Genomic DNA, 26345 nt, shown 5'->3' with positions numbered 1-26345 from the left:
ATTCTCGAAACCTTAAGCGTTCTTTGACCCATGGTCAGATGACGATGATTGTGTTGGGCTCAGCATTAGGTACGGGGCTTTTCCTTGGCTCTGGTAGCGCTATTGCGTTAGCTGGTCCAGCAGTTATTCTCTCGTATGCTTGTGGCTCTTTGCTTGCTGCCATTATTGGCGGAGCAACGGGGGAGATGGCAGTTCATTCTCCGGTGCGTGGCGGTTTTGGGTCTATCGCTGGTAAGTATCTTGGGCCTTTCGCCGGGTTCTTGACGCGTTGGGCTTATTGGACGTGCACCATGGTTATTACCGGTATTGAGCTCGTTGCGGTGGCCTCTTATCTGAAGTTCTGGTGGCCACAGCTTCCGTTATGGGTTGGCATTGTGGCCTTTGGCGTCCTAATTATCTTGTTGAATATTCGTTCTGTGCATTATTTTGGCGTGATGGAGTTTGCTTTATCGTCGGTGAAAGTGATTGCGCTGAGTGCCTTTATTCTGGTGGGTTTGTGCTTGGTGTTCTTCGGTCTGCCGGGGCATGCTGCTACGGGTATTGCGCATTTGAGTGACGACGGTGGTTTTATGCCGGGCGGTATTAAGTCTGTGTGGCTTTCGTTGGCGATTGTGATGTTTTCTTTTGGCGGTATTGAAATGATTTCTATTTCTGCTGCTGAAGCGAAAAATCCGGCTCGTTCGGTGCGTTCTTCTGCCAAAGCGATGATGTGGCGTCTTGCAACGTTTTATATTCTTTCGTTGTTTGTGGTTGTTTCGGTGATTCCTTGGCGTCAGGCTGCAACGTTTAATGGGGAAGTTGAGGGGTCACCTTTTGTGTTGGTGTTCTCTGAGCTGGGTATTCCTGCGATTGCGACGATTACTAACCTTGTGGTGTTGGTGGCTTCGCTTTCTGCGGCGAATGCAAATCTTTATGCGGGTACTCGTTTGATGCATTCTTTGGCTGCTGATTCTATGGCTCCTCGGATGATGTCTCGTACGAATCGTCAAGGTATTCCTGTTCGGGCGATGTGGCTTTCTACGCTGGGTGTTGTTTTAGCTATTCTTTTGGCAGTGTTTAAACCTGGTGATGCTTTTGGCACGATGATTACGCTGGTTATGGTGAGTGCTTTGACGGTGTGGGTTCTGATTCTTTTGGCGTATCTTGCGTTTAAACGTGTTGAAGGTAATTCGTCTGCGTTTCGTCTTTGGGGTGGTCGTGCGACGGGTGCTCTGGGAATTGTAGGACTTTGTGCCGTATGGTCTGCGCTTTTTGCTACTCAGGGGACGATTGCTCCTGCTACGGTTGGGGTTGCGTATTTTGTGGTTTTGACGATGGTGTATTTTGCGGTGGTACGTAAGGTTCATGTCGTGGATGAGAGCGCGTTTGAGGAGGCTCGGCGTGCTAGTGGGTCTTCTTCAGAGGCTTGATGATTTGTTAAAACTTTTTCTGCACAACTCTTGTATATGAGAATCATTATCGTTTAGACTATAGGTATTAGAACGCGTGATCTTCTCATGCATTCAATGTCTGTGTGTTGCTCAAGGCCCCCGAATCTAAGGGGGCCTTGGCGTTTAATGTCTCGTGTTGAATAACACGCTTCTTCTGAAGTTTACATGAGAACGATTCTCATTTATGCTTGGGTGTATGTCCATCACAGCTATCTCCTCACTGAGCCACTGGGCACGAGACAACGCCCTCAACACCGCACTCAAAGCACTCAAAAATAGCACCGACACTACACCTACCATCCTCAGCTTCGACATCCTCGACCCCGAAGAAAACGCACACCCCGAAAAAATCACCATACGAGTCACCCGAAACCACCACGAGACCACCAAAACCACCGACATCATCCTCAAAAGTAACTGCTCATCCTGCGCAACCACACTCCTCCTCTCCGACTGCCTACAACTATCAGATAACACAGAAGAAACCCTCATCCTCCTACCACCAGGAGTATCCCTCAACACCGTCATCAACGTCGCAGAAAAACTAGAACGCCACATACACAGCGCCATCCTCGCCCTCGACATCAGCACCATCGAAGACGAACTCTGGGACAACAAACCCCTCGAACAACGAGGCCTCAACGGCGGCTGCGAAGACGAACGAACCCCCGGAGAATTCATCATCACCGAAATCGCCTGGGCAGACACCGCCATCACCTCAGAAATACCCTTCACCCACAGCACCGACACCGAAAAACACCGCGCCCAAGAACTCCTCGCACACCTCGGAACACACCTAAAAATCATCTCCTGCACAGAAACAACACAACCCATCTGCGGATGCCACCAACGAGAAGACAGCATTCAACGAGCACAAGCCGGACACCTAGGAATCAACACCCAAGAACTCACCCCCATCACCAACGAAACCCCACAACACACACCTATCAACACCGCCATACGCACCGGAAAAAACTTCACCACCGTCGTCCTCACAACCTCCGGAATCCTCCACCACGACAGATTCGCCTCCGCACTACCACACCTAGCAGAAGGCAACTGCCGACTTCGCGGAACACTCTGCATCAACAGCTACGGTTCAGAACGTATCGCCATCGAAGGCATCGGACCCTTCGTCTGGCTCGAACAACAAGGGCAATGGGAACAACAAGAACCACACAACACCATCGCCATCACCGGAGACGACCTCAACCCCACCGAACTCCAAGAACTTCTCAACCAGTGCATTATCACTGGAGAAGAAATAGCAGAAAACCTCCTCAACAGCACCAGCTAACGAGGAACCAACACCCACCCAGAAAAGGAAAAACATGAAAGTTCGTAAATCACTACGCTCACTCAAAAACCTACCCGGAGCACAAGTCGTCCGCAGACGCGGAAAAACCTACGTCATCAACAAGAAAAACCCACGATACAAAGCCCGCCAAGGCTAAAACCCCACCAAAAAGCCCCTGCTGTACCACCCCCAAAAGAACACCAACGAACCACGAGGACACAGCAGGGGCTTACCACCACCTAAAAATAGGCGCCAACTACGAAGAAAGAACCTCCTCCAACTTCGTCAAAGAACCCTTCCACGTAGCAGCCACATCATCATGAACCTGCTCCGGCAACGGACCTACCTCAACCTTCACCGTAATACCTTCACCAACACCAGAAGACGTAATCACCGTACCCGGAACAAAACCAATACGAATACCCATCAAATGATCCGTCGGCTCACCCATCGGCCCAGCAATAGACTCCACCAACTCCAAACCCTCAAGAGAAATCGACTCAAAACGAAGATACACCGGAGCAAAAACATTCAGCTCAGACTCATGCTTCATCGCCAACTGAACACGCCCACCACGCTGAGGCTCAAAAGTCACCGTATCCGGCTGAACTGACCAACCACGCGGCGGATACCACTGCAAAAAGAGATCACGCGAAGTAAACGCAGCCAACAACTCATCAGAACTGACCACAAAATCATGAGAAACACTCACAACCTCATTCTCAGAAACATGATCTAACGGAAAACCCGACACAAAACCTCCAAAAATCAAAAAAAGAATAAACCCTACTCAGGGCGACGATCAGAATAATAATTACCGAGAAACTCATCACGATACGCAAAATAATCACCCTGATTAATCGCCTCACGAGCATCATCAACCATCTTCACAATAAAACGCTCATTATGGATAGATGCCAACGTCGCAGACAAACGTTCCTCAGCCTTAAACAAATGATGAAGATACGCACGAGTGTAATGACCGCAGGTATAACAATCACAACCCTCAAAAATCGGACGAAAATCAGTCTTAAAACGAGCATTCGTCAAATTCATACGCCCATCAGGGGTATACACCGCAGAATTACGGGCAACACGAGTCGGCGAAACACAATCAAAAGTATCAACACCATTCTCAATACCGGTAAAAATATCGTCCGGCTCAGAAATACCCAAAAGATGACGAGGCTTATTCTCCGGCAACTCCTCAGTACACCAGCGAACAATCGTCCCCAAATTCTCTTTTTCTAAAGCGCCACCAATACCAAAACCATCAAACGGCATCGCACCCAAATCACGACAAGCCTGCCGACGTAAATCCTCATACTGGGCGCCCTGAATAACACCAAACAAAGCCTGATACGGCTTATCAGAACGCTCAACCGTCAAACGCTCATGCTCAGCAATACAACGCAAAGCCCACAAACGAGTACGCTCTAACGCCTCCTCCTGATAACGACGAGAATTATAAAGCGTCGTCAACTCATCAAAAGCAAACATAATGTCAGCACCAATTTTATGCTGAACCTGCATCGACACCTCAGGCGTAAACCGGTGCATACTGCCATTAATATGAGACTTAAAATTAACGCCATCATCATCAACATGCGCCATACGCTCACGCCCACGAGCAACATCATCATCACCCAACGGGCGCCCATCAACACCGCGAGCCTGCTCAACGGTGCCCATATCAATCACCTTTTTGAACCCAGAACCTAGGCTCATCACCTGAAAACCACCAGAATCGGTAAACGTCGGACCCGACCAATTCATAAAACGGCCAAGACCACCGGCAGCATCAAGAACATCAGGCCCCGGCTGCAAATACAAGTGATACGCATTCGCCAAAAGAGCCTGCGAACCAAGCTCCTTCATCGCCTCAGGTAAAACAGCCTTAACCGTTGCCTTCGTCCCCACCGGAGTAAAAGCAGGAGTATGAATATCACCATGAGGAGTATGAATCACACCAGTTCTACCGCGAAACTCACCACCATTAGCAGCAGTACGCTCAGCAGAAATCTGCTCACGCTCGGCAAGACGCTCACCCAGCTCAAAAGAAAATGTTGGATTAGAAAAATCAGTATTCAGCACGGACACTAGTCTACTCGGTCGCCAGCTACAGACTCCATGACATCTGCATCTGCACACGCTAAGCCGTGCTAACTCACACTCCCCACATCAGACACCAGCACATAACCCTGCTAGGCTTGTTCAAATATTCTGTCACCACACAACCGGCAAAAGAGAGCATGCACACCACACCCCACCCCGCACTAAGCCCCACACAACGTGGAGCAACACTCACCGTCCTCAAACACCCCAAACTCTTACTCATCGAAATACTCGCCGGACTTGTCACCGCGTTAGCGCTCATCCCCGAAGCACTCGCATTCTCCGTCGTCGCCGGAGTAGACCCGCAAGTTGGGCTCTTCGCCTGCTTCACCATGGCAACAACTATCGCCATAACTGGTGGACGTCGCGCCATGATATCCGGCGCAGCAGGATCTACCGCCCTCGTTATCGCACCACTTATGGCAACCCACGGATTGCCCCACCTCATTGCAGCAGTGCTCCTTGCCGGAGTTCTTCAAATACTCCTAGCAGTTTTCGGCGTCGCTAAACTCATGCGTTTTATCCCGCGCCAAGTCATGGTCGGCTTCGTCAACGCGCTCGCTATCCTGATTTTTTCTTCTCAACTGCCACAGCTCATCGACGTGCCTTTTGCTGTCTATCCGCTAGTTGTTGTTGGACTCATCATTGTGTTTGGTCTCCCTAAAATCACCACAACTATTCCAGCGCCTCTCATCGCTATTATTCTTCTCACTGCGGTGACAATATACGCGGGTATTAAAGTGCCTACTGTCGGTGAATATGGTGAGCTTCCACATTCATTGCCGGTATTGAGCGTTATCGACGTACCGCTCACTGTAGAAACTCTTAAAACCATTTTCCCCTTTGCGCTTGCTATGGCATTTGTGGGTCTGGTCGAATCCCTCATGACCGCAAAACTGGTCGATGATATTACGGACACTCATTCCAATAAAACCCGTGAATCATGGGGACAGGGCGTGGCGAATATCGTTACTGCAGCCTTTGGCGGTATGGGAGGATGCGCCATGATTGGGCAAACCATGATTAACGTTAAAACAGGTAACGCTCGTTCACGTGTTTCTACTTTCTGTGCAGGAATTTTTGTTTTGGTGCTCTCTGTTGTTCTTGGAGATATTGTTGCGAGAATTCCTATGGCTGCGCTTGTTGCCGTCATGATTCTTGTTGCTATTAGTACATTTAACTGGCATTCCGTACGCTGGAGCACCCTTAAAGCTATGCCACGAGCAGAGACCGCCGTCATGCTGATGACGGTGCTTGTTACTGTCGGTACACATAATCTTGCTCTTGGTGTTGGTATCGGTATTCTTGTTGCGATGGTTCTTTTTGCGAGACGTGTTGCCCATGTGGTCACGGTGGAGCGTGCTGTGCAGGGCGAAGATACTGTAACGTACAGTGTCAATGGCCCGTTGTTTTTCGCCTCATCAAACGACTTGTACTACCAGTTCTCGTATAGTGATGATCCCAAGAATATTGTGATTGATTTGAGTAATTCTCATGTGTGGGATGCTTCTACTGTTTCAGCATTAGATTCCATTATTTTTAAGTATGAGACTCTTGGAAAAACAGCAACAGTTTTTGGTCTCAATGAGATGAGCCACGGAATGAATAACCGTCTTAGCGGAAAACTTGGCTAAAGAGCTACGTAACACCAACTAAAAATACATCGCAGGACCTATTCCTGCGTATTGTGGTTGAAAGCGTCGCAGTAGAATCTAACTCAACTCTACATTTTTGATGATGCATGCAATACTGCATATCACTGTTTGCCACGGGGCTATAGTCGGTACTGACCGATTATAGCCCCGTTTTATTGTTTAAAATTCTTCTAGTGGTGTTCGCAAACATGTACATAATCCAGAGTATTCCGCACAACACAAGTGATGATCTGAAGAACTCGTAAAATAGTAGTGGTGCACCAACTGATGCAAGATAGTCACCTAAATCTGTTCCTTGGACCATACATACTAGCGACCATGCTACTGCAAGAGGTATCTTAAACAGCTGTCGGGTTGAGCGTAGGAGCCATATGATTGAAGGAACAGCCCAGACCCAATGGTGTAACCACGATACTGGTGAGAGCAGGCATGACGCGACTCCAATGATAGAAGCTACAGCTAGATAATCACCTAATTGTAATAGACGCGATGCTGCTATGAACGATATTGATATTACAAAAAGTGAAAGTAAGGCAACTAGTGCACTGTCGTGATTACCAGTCCATCTAGAGATAACACCTTGTATTGAGCTATTCCCCGACGTTGAAAAGTTTTGGCCTAAGTCTACTACTGAAGAGAGGTTAAAGATTTTAGAGGTAAAATATTCCACCGTATTGTGGGGAGTAAAAAGAAAACCTATAATGACTGTTATCAAAAATGAAATAGAAGAATAAATAAAATATTTCCATCTCTTTGAAAATAAGAAAAATGCGATAAATAGCGCGGGGGTCAGTTTAATTCCTGCAGCTATTCCTATTAATATACCTCGGGGGAGCACCTTTATGTTCTTGCGAAGCAAGTCATAAAGACATAAAAAGCATAGTATTATATTTATTTGCCCAAACATAAAGTGCTGAGCTATGATATTAAACGACGAAAACATTAGTGAAAATAAAAATATTTTTATTCCGCTAATATCATTAATAGATATCTTGACTATATAAAACAGTAAAATTGCGTTTAAAAAAGTCCAAGTAAATACACCTAAAGGCTCTGGGAAATATCCTAAGGGATAGAGTATTATGGCAGAGAAAGGTGTGTATACAAAAGGAAGCCCCTGTTCTACATATGTTCCAATAGCGTCATTGTCGTAGATACTTAAACCGTGTTGCAGGAGACTGCTTACATTTTTATAGACCCCGTAATCTACTGGGCTATACCCAATTTGAAAATGTATAAGAGATATTCTGATAGAGGCTATCAATATCCCGTAAGATACTGCGAGTAAAAATGTTTTATGTTTTATATTTCCCATTTATATTTTTGCTTATTGGTTACTGCAAAAGGTGTGATTTGTGATATATTCTTTACCCATGATAACTCCTTGGGTGGGTTTCGGAAGCAATAAAGATGATACAAGTCACTTTAGCATATTATTTTAATTGCCTCTAGATAGAAATTTAAGAATTTTTATAATAACTCTTAGTGTGAGGCGTTCAAAATAACTTTCATCTTGAGGTGGCTCGCAGAATTTGATGCAAAAGGTATCCGTTCTGAGCTGCTTGCGCGGAAGGGTAAGAATACGTCATATGGCGATATGAGCAACCTTTGATTTTAACGTTTGAACAAAATTAGTATGAAATATATTCAGTCAAGATACCTAGTAAGTTCCATATTTGGTGGGTCCAAACAGGGGTTACTTATAAGAGGGGGTTCTTCTTTTCGGAGTTCGTTCAGGCTTCAGTAGAAGAAGATGAGAAGAGTTAAATCTTAGCTGCCTCATATTCTTCTGGATGCTCCTACTGGAAGAATTGTGAAGACATCTCGAAGAAAACACTCAGCGCGTGACTTCTCAACAAAAGTCACGCGCTGACACTAACGATGCGATGAAAAAATCAACTACTATTTCTGGGTCTTCTTGCCCTTAGCAGAGTGTGAGTCTTTCCAGATGTGCCATGCTAGGCTAGCCAAAAAAGTCACCATACCAAAACAATAGGTAACCCAGAATTCTTTTGAAATTCCTGCCCATCCGCTGGTAAAGAGTTCTCCTCCGCTGAGCACTAACGCAATAGGTAATGGCATGAATAATAAAACTGCTACGGTGACAAGAAAAGCAACGAACTTATCCATGTGTTTATCCCCTTTACTTTAGGCGTCCTCACAACATGCTTTAGAAGCCCATCAAGAAAGACCTTATGAGCAGTATCTCTGCCCATAAAATTGCACCTTTTGAAGCGCAAATCATTAATTTTTTATACTACAGTCTTATACAAAACAAAACAATGGACCATACAAGAAGTTTCTCCTATTTCATCTTGTCAAAATACCCCACATCACACTCTCACCCCACCTTCCTTGAAGATAGAACAAAGCTCAAAGAACGTGATTTACAGAATATCCACACAATGACGTTCACTAAGATGAACTCCACACATAGGCTAATTAGCCGTTTTCAGATAAAACCGGAAGTTTTCTTATCTCGCCTGAAACAATAACCCACAACGGCGATACACACAGCAACAACAGAAATACGATAAATACCGTACCAGCCTGCAAATACGCTAAAAGAAAAGATGAGAGAACAGCACCCAACGGATCAGCTCCCCACGTTAACAACCGCTGAGACATCGAGAACCTTCCCAACACATTATGCGGAACCAAAAGATGCTTAAGCGTCTCCGAAATCGAAATATTAATCATCATAGAGCTAGACCATAAGGCAAGCGAAACTCCCACGATAACAATCGAAAAAATATTATTAAAATACTGAGAAATATAGATTCCAACCCCAGAGACAACCGGAAGCAGAAAAGTCACGATGAGGACATAATACGGTTTTAAGGTATCTATCTTTCGACCAGAAAAATGAGCAAGAATAATTCCAAGGACTCCACCAAGAGAACTCGCAACACCTAAGCTAAGTACCGAAAAATCTGTGTTCCGAAGCAGATAAATAATATAGACTGCCTGAATTCCTGAGGTTATAAAGTTAAAGTAAACGATACTCTTGGTCAGTGGAAACTGGATGTTGTCCCTCACTAAGAAAGTTAACCCTGCCCAATACCCTGTATGGGTATCTTCCGAAACCTTTTGTTCGGTATCAGCGACGCCCCTGTAACTTCTCGCGGCAGATACCGGTCCAATCAACGACAACGCATACAGGACACCAAAAATTATGAAGAGATTTGAACTGTTCATCATGCCAAACGCAACTCCAGCGGCAGCACCAACGACTATATCTGCCACCGAATGAAGGCTGGCAAACCATCGATTTGCCCGAGGAATATACTTTTTATCAATCACCGCAGGAATCAAGGACGAGAACAAGCTGTCGTAGAAAACCGTAATCCCCGAAATAAGAAACGCGAAGAAGAAAAGAAAGACAATCTTGAACTCACCGATAGCCAACAAGTAGCTAACTGAGAAGCACAATAGCGCCCGTATAAGAGAACATAAAGAAAGAAGCATAATCTTCTTGTGAGAATCACCCAGACGCTGCAACAAAAGAAGAAAAGAAAGCGTGCCAACCCCTACCGCAACATTAATGGCAGAGACCTGAGAATTCTCAAGATTAAGTGAAGATATGGCTATGACAGGGAGTATAAATAATATGAACTGTGTCGAGGTGAAGCTGAGCAGCTCTCCAGACCAGAGAGCACGAAAAATATTAGGCATATTTGATTTCTGTGATTCAAAACGTGTTTTAGATATAGATTATCTGGTTGTACAGGTTCCTCATCATTCCTGTACAACTTAATCGCAGAACAATTTAAGCGAGATACCGTTTTGTCTCTATTTTCCCTTTTTATGCTGAGAACATCATGGACTACATTTTAAAGCACCACTACTCAAAATGAGTGTAAAACTTATTGTTCTAACACCCGTGCAGCAGCCTCAAGAATCATCCACCCCTGAAGCTGAGACGACAGCTCCACCGGAGCACCAGGCACTAACGTTTGCGAAGAATGTTGAAGAATATCCGGAGAGAAAAGAACCACCGGCTCCCCACGAATCTCACGAACATCAATTCCCGCCTCATTAACAGGCAGCGTTGGATCAAATTCTCTTCTGCCTTCCCACAAAACTTCTGCCGTATGAACCACTAAATCACCAGCAAGAGAACGAGAAGACTCCCTAACATTGACAGAGAGCGCAACCTGAGCCAAATATCGGACAAGAATACCGGTAAACAGGCCACCATCACCATCTTTGCCTGTGCGAAGAATCCTCAAACGTTCCGTATCAGAAATATCAAAATCCTCTGTAAAATGTTCGACTATTCCCTCAAGCAAAGCGGAAATATGGTCTTGAACTTTATCCGGCAAAGGCATACCCACACCGTGAATTTCAAGAAGAGCCGATAAAATAGGGCCCTGATTATACGAAAAGAGAGAATCTTCTAGTTGAGACTGCTCGGAAAGAATCTTAATACCATCAAGATATGCACGACGCTGTTCATCCCACAAATTCTCTTGAAGCCAATCAACAAGAGCACGCGCCTGATCGTGCTGATGTGCCCGTGCAAAAGCTAGAGCCGCAGGAGCAGTAGCCGGAGTATTTTTAAAATCATGGTCAGTAGACCAAAACATTCCACCACCAAGATGCTCCGTAGCACCTCGACGTAACGCCTTAAAAAGTTGCACCCCTGCATCTTGTGCTGGCATATACCCGCGACCATACAACAACTCAGACAACGCATTCATGCGCCCCACAGCGAGAGCAAGCCACGCCATATCGTCATAGAAAGTATTCGTGTAGAGACCAAAATTTCTAGCCCGAATACCGCGCAAAATCTGTTGAGAACGTTCAAACCATCTCGTCGCCTGTGAAGAATCCATATGTCGATGAGCACGGAATGACGCGTCAAGAGCACAATCCAAGAAATGCGCCTGCCACCAAAAATGCCAATGCGTCAAACGTTCCTTAACCGGACGGCAATCAGGCACCTGAGGAGCCCCCAAAAGAGTACCAGGAATGGATAATGCACGCTGAGCAAAAAAGTGTAATACCGAAGAACCAGCAGTTTCAGCCCGCATGCTCATAGTCTGAGCATACTCAGCTTTTAGCTGGCGACTTTCGGCCTCTGAAATCTCATAACGATGCGACTTGCGACTAGGTGCCTGCTCCATATATCTCCTTCAGTGAGAGAAACCCAATAACCGAGTACGAAGAAAAGTCTAAACCTTTACCGTTCCCTCAGTGCTCACCCTAACTATTGCGCTAAAGCCAAAGTTCGTGAACTCGTGACGACAAGATCTTCTCCCGTTAGCGGGTGTCTAAGAGAAATCCTCTTGGCAAGTAACTGTAGCGGTAAATTCTGCTCATCAGGAAACTCATGACACACCGTAGGGTAGAGAGTATCACCAAGAATAGGGGCACCTAAAAGGAGCATATGGGCACGTAACTGGTGAGTTTTACCACTATGAGGTTTCAATCGATACACCCCATAAAGATTACGCGAGTTAGGGGCTACAAGATGAGGATTATGTTCCAGTCTCAGCTGATGAAGCTGCTCCGTCGAATAGTGAATACTTCGAACTAACTCAACCTCAGAGAGCGCATTAGGCTCAAGTCCTAGACTCAGACACTGCTGTTCAGAATGCTGAATAACTTGAACCTGCTGACGATTCTTAACGATGTGACTACGCACCACCTGCCATGGGGAACCCGAACCCTCCAACTGAGGAATCAGCGGGGCAACTGCCTCATACTCTTTGACAATGCGGCGGCTTTGAAACAACGTCTGAAAAGGGCCACGGCTCTGCGGAATCTTCGAAAAAACCAAAACACCCGCTGTCGCTCTATCTAAACGATGCACCGGCGAAAGTAACGGATTCTGATGCTGAACCCGCAATTTGGTCAACGCTGTTTGCGCAACAAACATCCCACGAGGAGTGGTGGGTAAAAAATGTGGTTTATCAACAACAAGAATCCACTCATCCTCATAAAGAACAGGAATATCATCAGGTAGTTGAGGCTCTTGGGATAGTTCACGGTAATACCAAATCGTTAGGCCACCCTCAAAAGGAGCGTCTAGAGGTAGGGGCGTACCATCTTCTGTGACAACCTCTCCTTGGCAAAAAAGGCGATTAACAACCTCTGGCGTATCAGGATAAAAACGAGCAATAAGATACTGCGCAATGGTGGGGGTAGGGGTATCTACCCGTGCACGTAAATCTTCGGGAAACTCAGTGGGGAGCTTGAGAGAAATAGGATCAATGCCAAGGCGTTGAGGTAGCGGTTTAACAAGAAGACGCCTGCGACTTCGACCAGCCATAAACACCACACTTTAACATACGAGACACACAAAGAAACAAAAAGATAACACCAACGATAACGCAAAGAACCCCAATAACCCCTTTTATGAGAGGAGAAGAAAAGCTTATGCTTAGTAGAAATTAATTCGTTAGTTCAAGAGGACCATCATGACAACAGAACACTTAGATACCGAAACTCTTCATAAAATCTTTGTGCAACCGCGTACTGCACACCAATTCACTCAACAAGACGTTTCTGACGAACAATTACGTGCAATATATGACCTCACCAAAATGGGTCCAACAGCCTTTAACTCTCAACCTTTGCGGCTGACCTTTTTGAGAAGCACCACTGCCCGAGAACGCCTGCTACCTCATGTTGCACCGTCAAACCAGCCGCAGATTCAGCAAGCACCCGTGAGCGCTATTCTCAGTTTTGATACACAATGGGTTGATAAGTTTGAAAAATTTAACCCGTCCATGGCTCATGCTGCACAAAAGTTCTCACGAGAAGAATCACGCCTTCATTCTGCTGAACAATCAGCAACACTTTCTGCAGGGTATCTCATCACAGCTGTTCGTGCCCTTGGGCTATCTGCTGGGCCAATGACCGGCGCAAACTTCTCTGCTATCAATCAGGAATTCTTCCCTGATGGAAACCAACGTGCCTTCATGATCGTCAACATCGGGTATAGTACGCCAACCCCGTACAAACGAAATCCACGTTTTAGCTTTGAAGAAGTAGCCGAGATTCTCTAGAGCGTCATCGGATTGGTAAGAAACAGACGGTGAGCTGTGTAACCTATGAGGAGCCCGCCCCTACCTGACCGATACTGAGCTGAGTAACAGTATTATCTGAACAAGCTTCTGCTGGGAATTTTAAAACTAATGAGTTCGATGTCCCAGGGATGATGACGCGATAGCCTGCAGCTGTTGTGGGCTGGCACATTTGCTCACTGTAAAGTCCTGCACGGGTTTCTCTGAGGATTGCTGTTACAGACTCATGAGAATGTAAGACTTTACCTGAGCTCGTCCATTCTCCCGCGGGCACTGCACTTGCCCCAATCTGGTGACCATTTGCATCTACATAGTTCACACCTGGGTAACCGCTCAGAGAACACGGAGCTGTGCCAGTGTTACTGAACGTCAAACTAATATAGCGAGAGCCAGCAGCACCAGCACCGGGGGCTGCTTGTGCATCGATACGGATATTTCCATAGTCACAGACAGGTGTACTTGCTGTCATTGGAGCTGTTGAAGCTGGTGCCGGAACAACAGGTTCAGGGTGTGATGCTTCAGGCGTCGTCTTTGACTCACGGTGAGGTTCAGTAGCTACGGGAGGTTCTGGCGGAACCGTAATGACCGTTCCACGTGGAACGGGAGGTTCGCTGTATTCGATGACCTGCGGTTGCTGCGTAGGCTCTGGAGAAGGAACTTGTTCCTGTGCAGGTGCTGATGAGGTTGGGGCATGTCGTGTATCTTCGTCAGTTTTTGGTGCAGAAGAACTTGACGCTGGGGTAGGAGCAGAGCCGGACGCTGTGGAAGATTCTGCTGTCGGGCTTGGGGTAACTACTTTTGGTGTGCCTGTTGGTGCAGGGGCAGGAGAGGATGAAGCGGGGGAGGAGACCTCTGTTTGAGGCGTGGGCGCAGAACTCTGTTGCGGACTATGAGAACACGCGTTGAGTGCAAGTAGCCCGATGGTTAGATAGGGGAGAAATCTTGTGGTGGGGGAACTAAAGATTTTCATACTCACATCCCAGGTTTAAGCGTTATCGTCGCGCCGTCCATGCCTTCTGCATATTCTGCTTGGCAGCATAGTCGAGAATATTCGTTGGCGACATCGTCTACCATGTCGAGGAGGTCTTCTTCTGCTTCGGTGCGCTCGCCAGATGCTTCAAAGTGTTCTGGGTCGATGAAGGCGTGGCAGGTTGCGCATGATGCGTTTCCTCCGCAGGTTGCTAGTACTGGGAATTGGTTGGCAAGAAGTGCGTCAAGTAGTGTTTGGTCTTCTTCCCATTCTGCGGAACGGGTTTCTCCGTTTTCGTCGGTGACGTTGATATTGATGCTCATGTGCGGTGTACTCCTTGGGCGTTGTGGGTGAGTTGTGACCTTGTTATCGTGGAACGCTTTTAGGTTAACTATTATTCCTCTTTTATTCTGCACTGTGCGTAGTACGTGTGCGAAAATACGTCATAAATATGATGTGTAGAGTGTTCCTGTATGTTGTTATATGGCAGAAAGCTTGGGATAAAAATAAAACCCGATTCCTAAGAACCGGGTTTTATTTTCTGTGGTGCGCCCGAAGGGATTCGAACCCCCAACCTTCTGATCCGTAGTCAGATGCTCTATCCGTTGAGCTACAGGCGCATGTTTCTCGGCTTGGTTCTGAAACCCTTGCCGTTGCAACAGGTAATACTCTACAGAGTCTTTGGGGTAAAAGACAAATCAAAAATGCGTGACGCTTATCTCATTGCGTGTGAATGGGGTGCTCGAATGGGTGAATGTTTGATTTTTGTCAAAATATTATCAGTTTGACTAGGTTTAACTATTTGGTACGGATAAATCCAACATGCTAAGAGAAAAAACTTGTAATTACACAAACATCACGAAACTCAAACGATACTCTTGGTCTATCACGATGAGGTGAGCAACCTTGGTTGTTTAGCTCCTAAACCTTGCACTGAGCAGTACCGCCTGCACAAAGATTTAGGAGCTTTTGGCGTTTATCACGCAAAAACCAACACAACCAAGGACCGTTGTTTCAGCACATCGAGGTACTGAGACCATTAACACACTAAAAGGGGAAGCTCCTTATGAGCAACAAACAACAAAACACACAGGACAATGTTCTCAACACAGCTGTACTAGAACAGTTAGAGAATGCACCAACAACATACTCCGACATTATCAACTGGGTTCGAGACGTCGCACAGATGACACAACCTAAAAATATCCACTGGGTTGACGGAAGCGAAGAAGAATACAACCGCTTAGCGTCAGAACTCGTCGAATCCGGAACCTTCGTTCGACTCTCCGACCACGAATTCCCCAACTCCTACGCCGCATTCTCTGACCCCGACGACGTTGCTCGCGTCGAAGAGCGAACCTTCATCTGCTCCGAAAATGAACAAGGAGCAGGCGCAACCAACAACTGGCGCGACCCCGCTCAAATGCGAGAACTCATGAGCAAACTATACGCCGGCTCCATGCGCGGACGCACCATGTACGTTATTCCTTTTGTCATGGGTTCACTCGATGCAACCGAACCAAAATACGGTATTGAAATCACCGACTCTGCCTATGTCGTATGCTCCATGCGCATTATGGCAACTATCGGCACAGCAGTCCTCGATAAACTCTCTGCAACACAAGGGTTCTTTGTCAAAGCGCTTCACAGCGTCGGCGCACCCTTAGAGGAAGGCCAAGCAGACGTGCCATGGCCATGCAACCCAGAAAAGTACATCGTCCAGTTCCCTGAAACTCGAGAAATTTGGTCTTTCGGCTCTGGCTACGGTGGAAACGCTCTCCTTGGCAAAAAATGCTACGCGCTACGTATCGCATCGGCGATGGGACGTGATGAAGGATGGATGGCAGAACATATGCTTATCCTCAAAGTCACCAATCCCGAACAAAAAACTCACTATCTGGCGGCTGCTTTCCCATCAGCTTGCGGAAAAACAAACTTTGCCATGATGGAACCAACCATCGAAGGCTGGAAAGCTGAAATGATTGGTGACGACATCTCGTGGATTACCTTCAATGACGAAGGTAAACCCCACGTCGTCAACCCTGAAGCAGGAATGTTTGGTGTTGCACCTGGCACCGGCTGGAGCACGAACCCTAACGCAATGCGAGCTATTGCCAAAGGTAACACCATCTTCACGAACGTTGCTCTCACTGACGATAACTCTGTCTGGTGGGAAGGAAAAACCGAGGACGTGCCAGAACACCTTACGGACTGGCGCGGTGAGTCATGGACTCCTGATTGTGGGCGTCCGGCAGCTCACCCGAACTCTCGTTTCTGCACCCCTATTGAACAGGTTGATATGTTGGCACCTGAATTTAGCGAACCTGACGGTGTTCCGTTGAGCGCTATTATTTTTGGTGGACGACGTAAAACAACGGTGCCACTTGTCTCTCAAGCGCGCACATGGGAAGAAGGTGTCTTCCGCGGTGCAACACTATCCTCAGAAACTACAGCTGCTGCAAAAGGTGCAGTAGGTGTGGTGCGTCGTGATCCTATGGCGATGTTGCCGTTCATTGGCTACAACGTTAATGACTATTTTGCCCATTGGCTTGCTCTAGGAGAAAAGCATGGCGAAGAGAACATGCCAAAGATTTACTACGTGAACTGGTTCCGCCGTACTCCTGATGGAGGGTTCGCGTGGCCTGGTTTTGGTGAGAATTCTCGTGTTGTTAAATGGATTTTCGACCGTCTTGAAGGAAAAGCTCACGGCGAAGAGACCGCTCTGGGTATTGTTCCGGGCGTAGCAGATATCGACACCGATGGTCTGGATATTACAGAAGACCAATTACGTGCAGCCTTGGCTGTTAACCCTGAGGAATGCCGTGAAGAGCTCGAAAGTATCGATCAGTGGTTAGAAAGCCTAGGGGACGGGCTGCCCGAAGCCATTAAGGTTCAACGTCGTGCTTTTGCAGAACGTATTGGCAAATAATATTGGCACTATCTGATACGTCATATCAGGAACGGCAGTAATGTGTATATACACATTACTGCCGTTTTTTGATGTTTTAAGGGACGCAGTGCAATATAATTACCTAATTGATACTAATTACTATTAGTATCTCTATTTGGGGAAAGTATTCTAAGAATCTGATTGGAAGATTCTTGATGCTTTACATAAGTATTGTCGCCGCATTTTCTTTCGGAGGGTAAGCAACGGTGGAGAACCTGCTCAGTGTTAAAGGGTTAACTAAGAAGCATGATCACCTTCTCGCATTGAAGGGCGCCGATTTTGACGTCGCCAGAGGTGAGGTTCTAGGCTTACTCGGTGAGAACGGCGCTGGAAAATCAACATTAATATCTATTCTTGGTGGCTGGGACGTCGCCACCTCTGGCACCATGACACTCGCCGGAGAACCTTATAACCCTAAAACTCCTGATGAAGCACTTGCTTGTGGTGTTGGGTCTATCCGTCAAAAGTTCAAAGTTGACCCTGAACTTACTGTTGCTCAAGCTATTTTCCGTGCAACATTCCACGCTGATAAATCTGAAGAAGAACAGAACGAGCGTGCACAAAAACTTCTTGATGATGCTGGACTATCTATCAGCCCCACCACAAAGATGGGTGAACTGGTTCGCGCTGAGCAAGCTCTTATCGAGGTTGTTCGTATGGAAGCAGAAGAAACTCAGCTGGTGCTCATGGACGAGGTTGCCGCAACCTTTAACGACTACGAAATCTATCAATTCCATGAGATTACCCGTCGTCTGGTAGCAGAAGGCCGTTCTGTCATTTATATTACGCACCGTCTTGACGAGATTCGTTCTCTAGCAGATCGTGCTGTCATCTTGGACAACGGAATTATCTCTCACGAGATTTCCCCTAATATGATGAGCTCTCAAGAAATTGCATTTAAGATGTTCCACCGTGAGATTCCTATGGGGCAACGTCCTGAAGAATTCTCTGGTGAACACGAAAAGCTACAGGTTGAAGGCCTATGCGGTGCATCTGGTTTCTTGAAAGATGTGACATTCTCCGTTAATAAGGGAGAGGTTCTTGGGCTGACAGGTCTTCGTCGTTCTGGTATTAACGAGGTAGCAGCCGCTCTCGTCGGTGTTGATCAAGAAGCTACTTTTAAGACGCTAAAAATTAATGGTGAAGACGTCACCTTAGGAAGCCCCGAAGCCTCTGTCTCCTACGGTATTGGGTATCTTTCAGACGATGATGATGAGCTAGGCATCGCTAATGAGCGTTCTATCGCAAAGACCCTCATGGAATCTGCTGGTATTGAAAGCAACGCAGAGGGCTTCTTGCATGAGGTGTCTGCTCTTCGTGAGGTTGCTGACCAAATCCAGAAGCTACATATTAAGACCACTAATATTCAAAGTGAAGTCGGCAAGCTCTCTGGCGGTGACCAGCAGAAGGTGGCACTCGCTCGGTGGATGACTACTGACTGTGAGATTCTGATTCTTAACCACCCTACTCGTGGTATTGATGTGAGCGCTAAATCTGAAATTTATAAGATGCTCAAAGAACTCACAGAAAAGGGTACTTCAATTATTCTGATTGGTTCGGATATGTCTGAACTGATTGAGCTGTGTAACCGTATTGCTGTGATGCACGATGGCAAGCTGGTATCTATTCAAAATAATGAAGAAGCTACTGAAGATACTCTGATGGAAGCTGCTATCGGAGACGACGAGCTTTAAAATATTTTAGGCGCCCCACCTTATCGAGGTGGGGCGCCTAAAATATTTTAAAGAATAAGGGTGTATCGCTTCGTGACACGAAGCGATACACCCTTATTTGGTGCCTCTAGAAACAAAGAAGTTTAGAGGGAAATGCGTGAAGCAATGCTGTTGAGCTTGTGACGTGCAAGTGCCAAGTTAGCAGTGTTGCGGTCAAGTACGAGGTAAACGAAAAGACCTGAAGTCTCAGAAGCGTTGAGTACGTTCACGAGGTGGTACTGGCTAGAGAGGGTAATCATAATGTCTTCAATGTTGCCACCAAGGCCGAGGTCGGTCATGGTCTTGAGCTTCGCGCGAACTACGTTGGAGTTACCTGCTGCAGCAACGGTCAAGTCAAAACCGGGGGCACCGCCAGAAGCGAGAGCCATACCAGAAGAAATGTCAACAAGTGCTGCACCGGAAGCGCCCTCGATGGAGAGGAGTTCCTGGATTGAGGATTCTAGAGAGGACATTGAAATCCCTTTCTTAGTTTCGAGTGAAAAGTCTATTGCGTTGTGCCGAACACCCTTGATGTATTGGACATACCCGCCACACGAGGCTCGTACAAATAGATTCACAAAGGAATCTTAAAATGCAAATGCTTTATATATATTACCTCTTGCACAACAAATTAGGGGACACGGTGGGAGTGTCGTTGCTTGAGATAGGAAAACTTTTGACATAAAAAAGGACATTTTTTGGGTTTTATCAGGGTAATAAACACTTCTGCGTCTGAGTGTCAGGGAGTTTTATTCGGGTTTTTCTCTTCTAGCAGATACAGTTTTATTGTCGTCTTTTTGCGCAATGTCTATGGGAGGTGAGCGTATGCGACTTACTGCGTTTTCAGATGTTTCTTTGCGTATTATGATGCTGCTTTCTGGCGCTGAGGGGCATCAGCTCTCTACTCAGGCTATTGCTGAAGGAGTAGGAACTCCTTATCACCATGTGACAAAATCTGTTGCTTTTTTGGCTCATCAGGGGTGGGTGCTTTCGAGTCGAGGGCGCTCAGGGGGTGTAAAGCTTTCTGACGAAGGTAAGAATGTGACGATTGGGCAGTTGTTGCGTCATACTGAGCGAGATAGTCCGATTGTTGAGTGTGAGGGTGCAAAAAGCTCTTGTCCTCTCAATACTGAATGCGATGTGCGTGCTCATTTGGCGCGTGCTCGTCAGGCGTTTTATGAGGTATTGGATCCTGTTGTTATTTCTTCTTTGCCGACGCAGAAGCAATTACAACCGGTTTTTGTTCAGCTAGGTTTATCGCCTTCTGGCAAGTGAGGATAGTATTTTTAGTGTGCTGTGGCAGGTTGTCCCGCGGGAGGGATAACCTGCTTTTTGTTTCCCCAATGCGTAATTCTTGCATAAAATATGCTAATTTAATAACGGGTTTACACACAACCTGTCACTAAGGAGACATCACATGCTTTCAGAAAAGTCACGCCCCATCATCGAGGCAACCCTAGCAGTCGTTGCAGAACGAATGCCACACATCACCCCAGAGTTCTACCGTCGAATGTTTGCCGCTCGACCAGACCTCATGGACGGAATGTTCTCACGCTCCTCCCAACTCGAAGGAACCCAACCCCAAGCACTCGCCGGTTCCGTCGTCATCTTCGCAGACTACATCTTCAACAATCCCGACAAATACCCCGACGAAGTCCTCTCACGTGTTGCCCACAAACACGCATCCCTCGGACTCCAAGCCGTAGAATATACCACCGTCTACAAATACCTCTTCGAAGCTATCGCAGCAGACCTCGGAGACGCCTGCACCCCCGAAGTAGCTGAAGCATGGAGCGAAGTATACTGGCTCATGGGTAACGCCCTCATCAACATCGAAAAAGGCCTCTACGCTTCCCAAGCAAATGACGTCATGCACGCCCCCTTCCGCCTCATCAAACGTGTAGAAACCGGCGATAACGTCGTAGATATGACTTTTGAAGCAGCTAACGACGTACCCCTCACCCCCGCAAAAGCAGGACAATACGTCAGCCTCATCGCAAAAGCTGAAGATGGACTCAAACAAGCCCGACAATACACCCTGCTACCAGCCGGAGAAAACCAACGCCGTATCGCCAGCAAACTTGACCCCAACGGCGAAATGACAAAAATTCACCACGCACTCAAAGTCGGCGACATCATCCAGCTTTCCAACCCCTACGGCGACATCACCCTCGGCGGGTTCGGAGACAACGGCACTAGCCCCCTATACCTCTTCTCTGCAGGTATCGGAATCACCCCCATGATTGCTTTCCTCGACGAAATGGTACGCGAAAACTCCACCCGCGAAGTCGTCCTCGTACATAGTGACCGCACCCCCGAAAGCTGGCCACTACGTGAAGAAGCAGAAAAACTCGTCTCTTCACTCCAGAACGGAAAAATTGTGCGATTCTTCGAAGAGTCCCACGACGGAGAACACCAAGGTCGACTAGATATCACCCAACTCGACATCGACCCCAACGCCATGGCATACCTCTGCGGGCCTCTTCCCTTCATGAAGAACGCAAGAAGCCAACTCATCGACGCAGGTATCCCCGGTGTTCGTATCCAATACGAAATCTTTGGACCTGACCAATGGATGCTTCGCGACACCGCCCGCGCAGCACAACACTAATTCTCTTCCCCTAAAAAAGAAGTTGCCCTGACGCTCAAAACGTCAGGGCAACTTCTTCACTTTAATGTGAACAAAACCAACTAATTAGCTAGCACGTACAATGCTAAGAATCTGATCACGAACACGTTCCATCGTCTGCTGATCGGGAGCTTCCAAATTCAAACGCAAGAACGGCTCAGTGTTCGATGGGCGAAGGTTAGCCCACCATCCCTCAGAGCGGTGCTCAAAAGTGGTACCGTCCATGGTTGATACCTCAACAGCATCACCCAACGCTTCAACCACACGAGCAATAGTGGCGTCTTTATCGGCAACCTCAGAGTTAATCTCGCCAGAAGCCACATATGGAGAATACTCCGCCGCAATCTGAGAAAGAGAATTCTCGGAAGAACCAAGAACAGCCAAAACATGCATTGCTGCGAGCATGCCAGTATCAGCGTTGAAGAAATCCTTGAAATAATAGTGAGCAGAATGCTCGCCACCAAAGACACCATTTTCTTCAGCCATAACAGCCTTAATGAAAGAGTGACCCACACGAGTCTTTACGGCGCGAGCGCCCTTCTTCTCCACAAGTTCAGGTACAGCCTTAGACGTAATGAGGTTATAGATAATAACGGGCTCTTCAACGCCTTCAGCTTGAGCACGAGCAATTTCTCGTTCGGCAACAATAGCGGTAATGGCAGAAGGAGAAACCGGTTCACCCTTTTCGTCAACGACGAAGCAACGGTCTGCGTCACCGTCAAAAGCTAGACCAATATCTGCACCGTGTTCTACAACAGCTTTTTGTAAATCAACGAGGTTTGCTGGTTCTAGTGGGTTAGCTGGGTGATTTGGGAAAGTTCCATCGAGCTCAAAATAGAGTGGAACAATTTCTAGAGGTAGACCAGGAAGAATGGAGTTGCCAAGAACTGCTGGGGTGGTCATGCCGCCCATGCCGTTACCTGCATCGACAACAACCTTAAGAGGGCGAATATTCGATAGGTCAACGAGGTTACGTAGATATTCTGAGTAGTCTTTGAGAACATCTTTTTCGCTGACAGAGCCAACATTATCTACTGAAGGAATAGACCCTTCGTTGAGATAGTCTTGGGCGCGGTCACGAACGTCAAAAAGTCCGGTTTCAGAAGAAATAGGTACGGCACCAGCCTTAGACATTTTCATGCCGTTGTATTCTGCTGGGTTATGGCTTGCGGTGAAGGTAACGCCAGCAGCATTTTCTACACCACACGCAAAGTACAGCTCATCGGTAGAAATAAGGCCAATCTTGATGACGTTTGCCCCACGAGCAGTAGCACCTTCAGCGAACGCTTCGGTGAAGCTTTCGCCAGATGGGCGCATGTCGCTACCTACGAGGACATTCTGACCAGAAAGTTCTAGAACATCAACGAATGCAGCTGCCGTAGCACGGACAGTTTCTTCAGTAATAGTTTCCCCAACGATGCCGCGAACATCGTACGCTTTAAAGGATGCGGTTAGATCAATTGTATTCACGGGGTTATTCTAACTGTTTCTCACAGTAATACCGGACTATTTTCTCAGGGTATGGCTATAAACACTGAAAAATGCTTCTGGCTGATGAAACAATCCCGAGAGTATAGATAAGGATATGATGGACTCTATGGGTGAACTAATACGTTTAGAAAACACAATACAGAACTACGCTTGGGGTTCTTTGACCGCCTTAGCAAAAATGCGAGGAGAAGAAACTCCTTCAACACAACCAGAAGCAGAACTTTGGGTCGGTGCACATAACGCTGCCCCATCATATGTGTTAATTGACGGAGAACGTATAGGTCTTAATACCCTCGTTGAACAAGATCCCAAACGTTTCTTACCTTCTGACTATGAGGGCACAACTTTTCCATTTCTTTTTAAGATTCTTGCTATTGACGCCCCTCTTTCTATTCAAGTCCACCCAACGCCTGAACAAGCGCTCGCAGGATACCATGCCGAAAACGAACAGAATATTCCTCTAGACGCCCCGCATCGAAATTACAAAGATGAGCATTCCAAGCCGGAGACCGTTATTGCTCTATCTGATATGACAATTCTGACCGGTGTACGTCCTGTTGAAGAGTTGCAACATATTGCGCAGGTATTTGACCTTCAGTGGCTTCTACCTCTACTAACAGCACCTAACGATAAAGAACTTCTTGCCGCTATTTTACGTATGGATACAGCTGACGCGAAGCGTCACCTAGAGGTGACGCTATCTCATACTGCTCAATGGTTAGAACAGAACCCTACTGTTGTAGAGGGCGTCCTTTACGATGTTGCACAGTTGATGCAACTTCTTCAGCAGAAGCACCCTGCCGATATTGGGGCGCTGGTTGCGATGGTGATGAACCTTTTGCACTTGCACCCTGGCGATTCTGCGTATACTCCAGACGGGCAAGTTCATGCGTACGTATCAGGTACAGCGATTGAACTGATGAACCCTTCCGATAACGTCATGAGAGCAGGGCTCACCCCCAAGCATATTGATGTTGAAGAGCTCATCCGTATTCTTGCGGTGCAACAGGATGCGCCGGTGGTTCAGCGTGCTCAACCTGATGATGACACTCTTGGGGTGTTTAGCATGTGGGATCCACGATTGAGCGTAACACGCGTTAAACTTTCTCAAGGTCAGAGCGTTTCTTATACCTTTAAAGGTGCTGCTGCAGTGATTGGCACAAGCGGAGAACTGGCGATAAGCACCCCTAACGTTCAGCTCACTCTCGGTGCTACAGAATCACTGTTACATGCTGGCAGCGATACCCCCACCACTATGAGCGGTGTTGGCGAAGCCTACATCGCCGCATACATATAGACTCAGCTACTGAGCCAAAAGAAAGACCCCCATGAATATCATTTTGACTGTTACCGGACACGACCATCAAGGAATTGTGGCAGCTGTTGCCACAGAATTGGCAAAGAATCAGGTAAATATTCTCAATATTTCGCAGACTCTTATGGACGATTATTTCACCATGATTTTGCACGGACGTTTCGATGACGAAACTCAAAGTATCCAAGAACTACAAGAGGCTATGCGCAGTGTAGAAGAGGAACAGCGTCTGAAAATTCGTATTCAATCTGAAGCTATTTTCGACGCAATGCACACCCTCTAGGAGTTTGTGATGGTTTTTGATCGTAACGCTAATATCCTCGAAACTCTGCAAATGATTGAGGAGGATAAGCTTGATATTCGTACGGTAACGATGGGTATTTCTCTGCTGGACTGTGCTGATGCGCAGGCCGAGGTTGCCTGCCAAAAGATTTACCAAAAAATTACTCAACGCGCACAAAAACTTGTTGAAGTTGTTGAGGGCATTGAAGCCGAACTGGGCATTCCCATTATTAATAAACGTATCTCTGTGACCCCTATTTCTTTAGTGGCTGGGGCGAGCGACGCAACGGACTACGTGGAATACGCGAAAGCTTTGGACGCTGCAGCGAAAGCCACTGGGGTAGATTTTATCGGTGGTTTCAGCGCCCTTGTCGATAAAGGTATGACTCCTGCAGATAGCCGTTTGCTTGAGAGTATTCCACGAGCTCTCAACGAAACGGACGTTGTGTGCGCGTCGGTTAATATTGGGTCTTCTCGAGCCGGCATTAATATGAGCGCTGTCGCTAAGATGGGCGAGGTTATTCGTCAAACGGCAGAAGGCTCAGCTCATAAACATGGTTTTGCGTGCTCTAAACTTGTGGTTTTTGCGAATGCTGTATCTGATAATCCTTTTATGGCCGGTGCATTCCACGGTGTACAAGAAGCTGACACCGTTATTTCTGTAGGAGTTTCTGGACCCGGTGTTGTCAAACGTGCTCTTGAACGAGTCCGTGGCGAATCTTTTGACGCATGCGCAGAAGCAGTGAAGAAAGCGGCCTTTAAAATTACTCGTGTTGGGCAGCTCGTCGGAAACCTCGCTGCAGAACGTCTAGGAGTTCAGTTCGGCATCGTTGATTTATCCCTTGCCCCTACCGCCGAGGTGGGGGATTCTGTGGCACATATCCTTGAGGAGATGGGCCTAGAGAGTGTTGGCACACACGGCACAATTGCTGCTTTAGCGTTAGTCAATGATGCTGTGAAAAAAGGTGGCATGATGGCGTGCTCTCATGTGGGTGGGCTATCTGGATCTTTCATCCCAGTATCAGAAGATATTGGCATGATTGAAGCAGCTGCCGCACAGAAAATTACTCTTGATAAGCTCGAAGCGATGACAGCCATTTGTTCTGTCGGTTTAGACATGGTCGCTATTCCCGGTGATACGTCAGCATCTACGATTGCTGCCATGATTGCTGATGAAGCTGCAATAGGTGTCATGAATCATAAGACAACTGCGGTGCGTGTTATTCCTGCTATTGGTCTTGAGGTCGGGCAGATGGTGGAGTTTGGTGGGCTTCTAGGGCGGGCCCCTGTGATGCCCATCCACGCTGAATCTTCTGAACTATTTGCGGCTCGCGGTGGAAGAATTCCTTCTCCTGTTCACGGTTTTAGGAACTAATATGTGTTGAGCGGTTTGCTCACTTTCCCCATATTTAAAGCGGTGGTGTTCTCTCAAAAGATGAGAGAACACCACCGCTTCATACTGCTT

23 protein-coding genes and 1 tRNA gene are annotated in these 26345 nt (G+C 47.0%); 12 read left to right on the top strand and 12 right to left on the bottom strand.

The window, feature by feature from the left end; all coding sequences use genetic code 11:
- Positions 1-38 precede the first annotated feature (38 nt).
- The 3 genes from ACN081_RS07870 (at position 39) to ykgO (ending at position 2884) form a co-directional block, all read left to right on the top strand.
- Positions 39-1409, top strand: a complete 1371-nt coding sequence (locus ACN081_RS07870; protein WP_419107468.1) for an amino acid permease — start codon at positions 39-41, stop codon at positions 1407-1409.
- A gap of 217 nt (positions 1410-1626) precedes the next feature.
- On the top strand, positions 1627-2727 hold the full coding sequence (locus ACN081_RS07865; RefSeq protein WP_419107456.1) for a GTP-binding protein: 1101 nt from the start codon (positions 1627-1629) through the stop codon (positions 2725-2727).
- 34 nt (positions 2728-2761) lie between these two features.
- The gene (gene ykgO, locus ACN081_RS07860; protein WP_419102357.1) at positions 2762-2884 is read left to right on the top strand and encodes a type B 50S ribosomal protein L36; all 123 of its coding nucleotides are present in this window, start codon (positions 2762-2764) and stop codon (positions 2882-2884) included.
- Between the two features lie 99 nt (positions 2885-2983).
- Here ykgO and ACN081_RS07855 read toward each other — a convergent pair whose 3' ends face one another.
- Positions 2984-3439 (bottom strand): hypothetical protein, encoded by a 456-nt coding sequence (locus ACN081_RS07855; protein WP_419107455.1) that lies wholly within the window; start codon positions 3437-3439, stop codon positions 2984-2986.
- 74 nt (positions 3440-3513) lie between these two features.
- Entirely contained in the window at positions 3514-4818 is a 1305-nt protein-coding gene (tgt, locus tag ACN081_RS07850) for a tRNA guanosine(34) transglycosylase Tgt (protein WP_419103831.1), read from the bottom strand.
- A 161-nt stretch (positions 4819-4979) separates the two neighbouring features.
- Between tgt and ACN081_RS07845 the strand changes: the two genes are divergently transcribed.
- Entirely contained in the window at positions 4980-6476 is a 1497-nt protein-coding gene (locus tag ACN081_RS07845) for a SulP family inorganic anion transporter (protein WP_419103816.1), read from the top strand.
- Between the two features lie 160 nt (positions 6477-6636).
- Here the strand turns inward: ACN081_RS07845 and ACN081_RS07840 are convergent, their stop codons facing one another.
- The 5 genes from ACN081_RS07840 to ACN081_RS07820 form a co-directional block, all read right to left on the bottom strand.
- On the bottom strand, positions 6637-7812 hold the full coding sequence (locus ACN081_RS07840; RefSeq protein WP_419107454.1) for a glycosyltransferase 87 family protein: 1176 nt from the start codon (positions 7810-7812) through the stop codon (positions 6637-6639).
- Between the two features lie 587 nt (positions 7813-8399).
- Entirely contained in the window at positions 8400-8627 is a 228-nt protein-coding gene (locus ACN081_RS07835) for a hypothetical protein (protein WP_419107453.1), read from the bottom strand.
- 312 nt (positions 8628-8939) lie between these two features.
- Complete coding sequence (locus ACN081_RS07830; protein WP_419107452.1) at positions 8940-10172, bottom strand: MFS transporter; 1233 nt, start codon at positions 10170-10172, stop codon at positions 8940-8942.
- A gap of 191 nt (positions 10173-10363) precedes the next feature.
- Positions 10364-11626: a glycoside hydrolase family 76 protein gene (locus tag ACN081_RS07825; RefSeq protein ID WP_419107451.1), complete on the bottom strand. Its 1263-nt coding sequence runs from the start codon at positions 11624-11626 to the stop codon at positions 10364-10366.
- An 83-nt stretch (positions 11627-11709) separates the two neighbouring features.
- The gene (locus ACN081_RS07820) at positions 11710-12774 is read right to left on the bottom strand and encodes a pseudouridine synthase (RefSeq protein WP_419107450.1); all 1065 of its coding nucleotides are present in this window, start codon (positions 12772-12774) and stop codon (positions 11710-11712) included.
- Between the two features lie 148 nt (positions 12775-12922).
- Here ACN081_RS07820 and ACN081_RS07815 point away from each other — a divergent pair, with 148 nt between their 5' ends.
- Positions 12923-13513, top strand: coding sequence for a malonic semialdehyde reductase (locus tag ACN081_RS07815; RefSeq protein ID WP_419107449.1), 591 nt, complete (start codon positions 12923-12925; stop codon positions 13511-13513).
- Positions 13514-13556: 43 nt separating this feature from the next.
- On the opposite strand, the gene ACN081_RS07810 is transcribed toward ACN081_RS07815, so the two are convergent.
- The 3 genes from ACN081_RS07810 to ACN081_RS07800 all read right to left on the bottom strand — a co-directional run bounded on the left by ACN081_RS07810 (position 13557) and on the right by ACN081_RS07800 (position 15121).
- Positions 13557-14501: a DUF4232 domain-containing protein gene (locus ACN081_RS07810; protein ID WP_419107448.1), complete on the bottom strand. Its 945-nt coding sequence runs from the start codon at positions 14499-14501 to the stop codon at positions 13557-13559.
- Positions 14502-14503: 2 nt separating this feature from the next.
- Positions 14504-14824 carry a 2Fe-2S iron-sulfur cluster-binding protein gene (locus tag ACN081_RS07805; protein ID WP_419102365.1) on the bottom strand — a complete coding sequence of 107 codons (321 nt, stop codon included), beginning with the start codon at positions 14822-14824 and terminating at the stop codon, positions 14504-14506.
- 221 nt (positions 14825-15045) lie between these two features.
- Positions 15046-15121: transfer RNA gene (locus ACN081_RS07800), tRNA-Arg, on the bottom strand.
- A gap of 446 nt (positions 15122-15567) precedes the next feature.
- On the opposite strand from ACN081_RS07800, the gene ACN081_RS07795 reads away from it, so the two are divergent.
- Together ACN081_RS07795 and ACN081_RS07790 are read left to right on the top strand one after the other, a co-directional pair.
- Positions 15568-17430 carry a phosphoenolpyruvate carboxykinase (GTP) gene (locus ACN081_RS07795; protein WP_419107447.1) on the top strand — a complete coding sequence of 621 codons (1863 nt, stop codon included), beginning with the start codon at positions 15568-15570 and terminating at the stop codon, positions 17428-17430.
- Positions 17431-17657: 227 nt separating this feature from the next.
- Positions 17658-19145, top strand: a complete 1488-nt coding sequence (locus ACN081_RS07790; protein ID WP_419107446.1) for a sugar ABC transporter ATP-binding protein — start codon at positions 17658-17660, stop codon at positions 19143-19145.
- Between the two features lie 122 nt (positions 19146-19267).
- Here ACN081_RS07790 and ACN081_RS07785 read toward each other — a convergent pair whose 3' ends face one another.
- Positions 19268-19636, bottom strand: a complete 369-nt coding sequence (locus ACN081_RS07785) for a hypothetical protein (RefSeq protein ID WP_419102368.1) — start codon at positions 19634-19636, stop codon at positions 19268-19270.
- Positions 19637-19988: 352 nt separating this feature from the next.
- On the opposite strand from ACN081_RS07785, the gene ACN081_RS07780 reads away from it, so the two are divergent.
- Both ACN081_RS07780 and ACN081_RS07775 read left to right on the top strand, forming a co-directional pair.
- Positions 19989-20438 (top strand): RrF2 family transcriptional regulator, encoded by a 450-nt coding sequence (locus ACN081_RS07780; RefSeq protein ID WP_419103806.1) that lies wholly within the window; start codon positions 19989-19991, stop codon positions 20436-20438.
- A gap of 142 nt (positions 20439-20580) precedes the next feature.
- Positions 20581-21774, top strand: coding sequence for a globin domain-containing protein (locus ACN081_RS07775; RefSeq protein WP_419103805.1), 1194 nt, complete (start codon positions 20581-20583; stop codon positions 21772-21774).
- A gap of 84 nt (positions 21775-21858) precedes the next feature.
- On the opposite strand, the gene ACN081_RS07770 is transcribed toward ACN081_RS07775, so the two are convergent.
- The gene (locus ACN081_RS07770; RefSeq protein WP_419107445.1) at positions 21859-23262 is read right to left on the bottom strand and encodes a phosphomannomutase/phosphoglucomutase; all 1404 of its coding nucleotides are present in this window, start codon (positions 23260-23262) and stop codon (positions 21859-21861) included.
- A 115-nt stretch (positions 23263-23377) separates the two neighbouring features.
- On the opposite strand from ACN081_RS07770, the gene manA reads away from it, so the two are divergent.
- From manA to ACN081_RS07755, 3 genes are read left to right on the top strand one after another with little or no spacing between them, the layout of a single operon-like run.
- Complete coding sequence (gene manA / locus ACN081_RS07765) at positions 23378-24580, top strand: mannose-6-phosphate isomerase, class I (RefSeq protein WP_419107444.1); 1203 nt, start codon at positions 23378-23380, stop codon at positions 24578-24580.
- A gap of 31 nt (positions 24581-24611) precedes the next feature.
- A complete protein-coding gene (locus tag ACN081_RS07760) occupies positions 24612-24881 on the top strand; it encodes an ACT domain-containing protein (protein WP_419103802.1) in 270 nt (89 codons plus the stop codon).
- A gap of 9 nt (positions 24882-24890) precedes the next feature.
- Positions 24891-26255, top strand: coding sequence for a PFL family protein (locus ACN081_RS07755; protein WP_419107443.1), 1365 nt, complete (start codon positions 24891-24893; stop codon positions 26253-26255).
- Positions 26256-26345 lie beyond the last annotated feature (90 nt).

Origin of the sequence: Rothia sp. P13129, assembly GCF_048512865.1 — a bacterium.
Lineage (GTDB): Bacteria > Actinomycetota > Actinomycetes > Actinomycetales > Micrococcaceae > Rothia.
This window is presented reverse-complemented; position numbering and strand designations above follow the sequence as displayed.

Coding starts and splice junctions, on each gene's coding strand:
- ACN081_RS07805 (WP_419102365.1), bottom strand. CDS start 14,824: ATGAGCATCAATATCAACGTCACCGACGAAAACGGAGAAACCCGTTCC.
- ACN081_RS07795 (WP_419107447.1), top strand. CDS start 15,568: ATGAGCAACAAACAACAAAACACACAGGACAATGTTCTCAACACAGCT.
- ACN081_RS07810 (WP_419107448.1), bottom strand. CDS start 14,501: ATGAAAATCTTTAGTTCCCCCACCACAAGATTTCTCCCCTATCTAACC.
- manA (WP_419107444.1), top strand. CDS start 23,378: ATGATGGACTCTATGGGTGAACTAATACGTTTAGAAAACACAATACAG.
- ACN081_RS07830 (WP_419107452.1), bottom strand. CDS start 10,172: ATGCCTAATATTTTTCGTGCTCTCTGGTCTGGAGAGCTGCTCAGCTTC.
- ACN081_RS07780 (WP_419103806.1), top strand. CDS start 19,989: ATGCGACTTACTGCGTTTTCAGATGTTTCTTTGCGTATTATGATGCTG.
- ACN081_RS07845 (WP_419103816.1), top strand. CDS start 4,980: ATGCACACCACACCCCACCCCGCACTAAGCCCCACACAACGTGGAGCA.
- ACN081_RS07775 (WP_419103805.1), top strand. CDS start 20,581: ATGCTTTCAGAAAAGTCACGCCCCATCATCGAGGCAACCCTAGCAGTC.
- ACN081_RS07825 (WP_419107451.1), bottom strand. CDS start 11,626: ATGGAGCAGGCACCTAGTCGCAAGTCGCATCGTTATGAGATTTCAGAG.
- ACN081_RS07785 (WP_419102368.1), bottom strand. CDS start 19,636: ATGTCCTCTCTAGAATCCTCAATCCAGGAACTCCTCTCCATCGAGGGC.
- ACN081_RS07865 (WP_419107456.1), top strand. CDS start 1,627: ATGTCCATCACAGCTATCTCCTCACTGAGCCACTGGGCACGAGACAAC.
- ACN081_RS07820 (WP_419107450.1), bottom strand. CDS start 12,774: ATGGCTGGTCGAAGTCGCAGGCGTCTTCTTGTTAAACCGCTACCTCAA.
- ykgO (WP_419102357.1), top strand. CDS start 2,762: ATGAAAGTTCGTAAATCACTACGCTCACTCAAAAACCTACCCGGAGCA.
- ACN081_RS07760 (WP_419103802.1), top strand. CDS start 24,612: ATGAATATCATTTTGACTGTTACCGGACACGACCATCAAGGAATTGTG.
- ACN081_RS07755 (WP_419107443.1), top strand. CDS start 24,891: ATGGTTTTTGATCGTAACGCTAATATCCTCGAAACTCTGCAAATGATT.
- ACN081_RS07815 (WP_419107449.1), top strand. CDS start 12,923: ATGACAACAGAACACTTAGATACCGAAACTCTTCATAAAATCTTTGTG.
- ACN081_RS07835 (WP_419107453.1), bottom strand. CDS start 8,627: ATGGATAAGTTCGTTGCTTTTCTTGTCACCGTAGCAGTTTTATTATTC.
- ACN081_RS07840 (WP_419107454.1), bottom strand. CDS start 7,812: ATGGGAAATATAAAACATAAAACATTTTTACTCGCAGTATCTTACGGG.
- ACN081_RS07870 (WP_419107468.1), top strand. CDS start 39: ATGACGATGATTGTGTTGGGCTCAGCATTAGGTACGGGGCTTTTCCTT.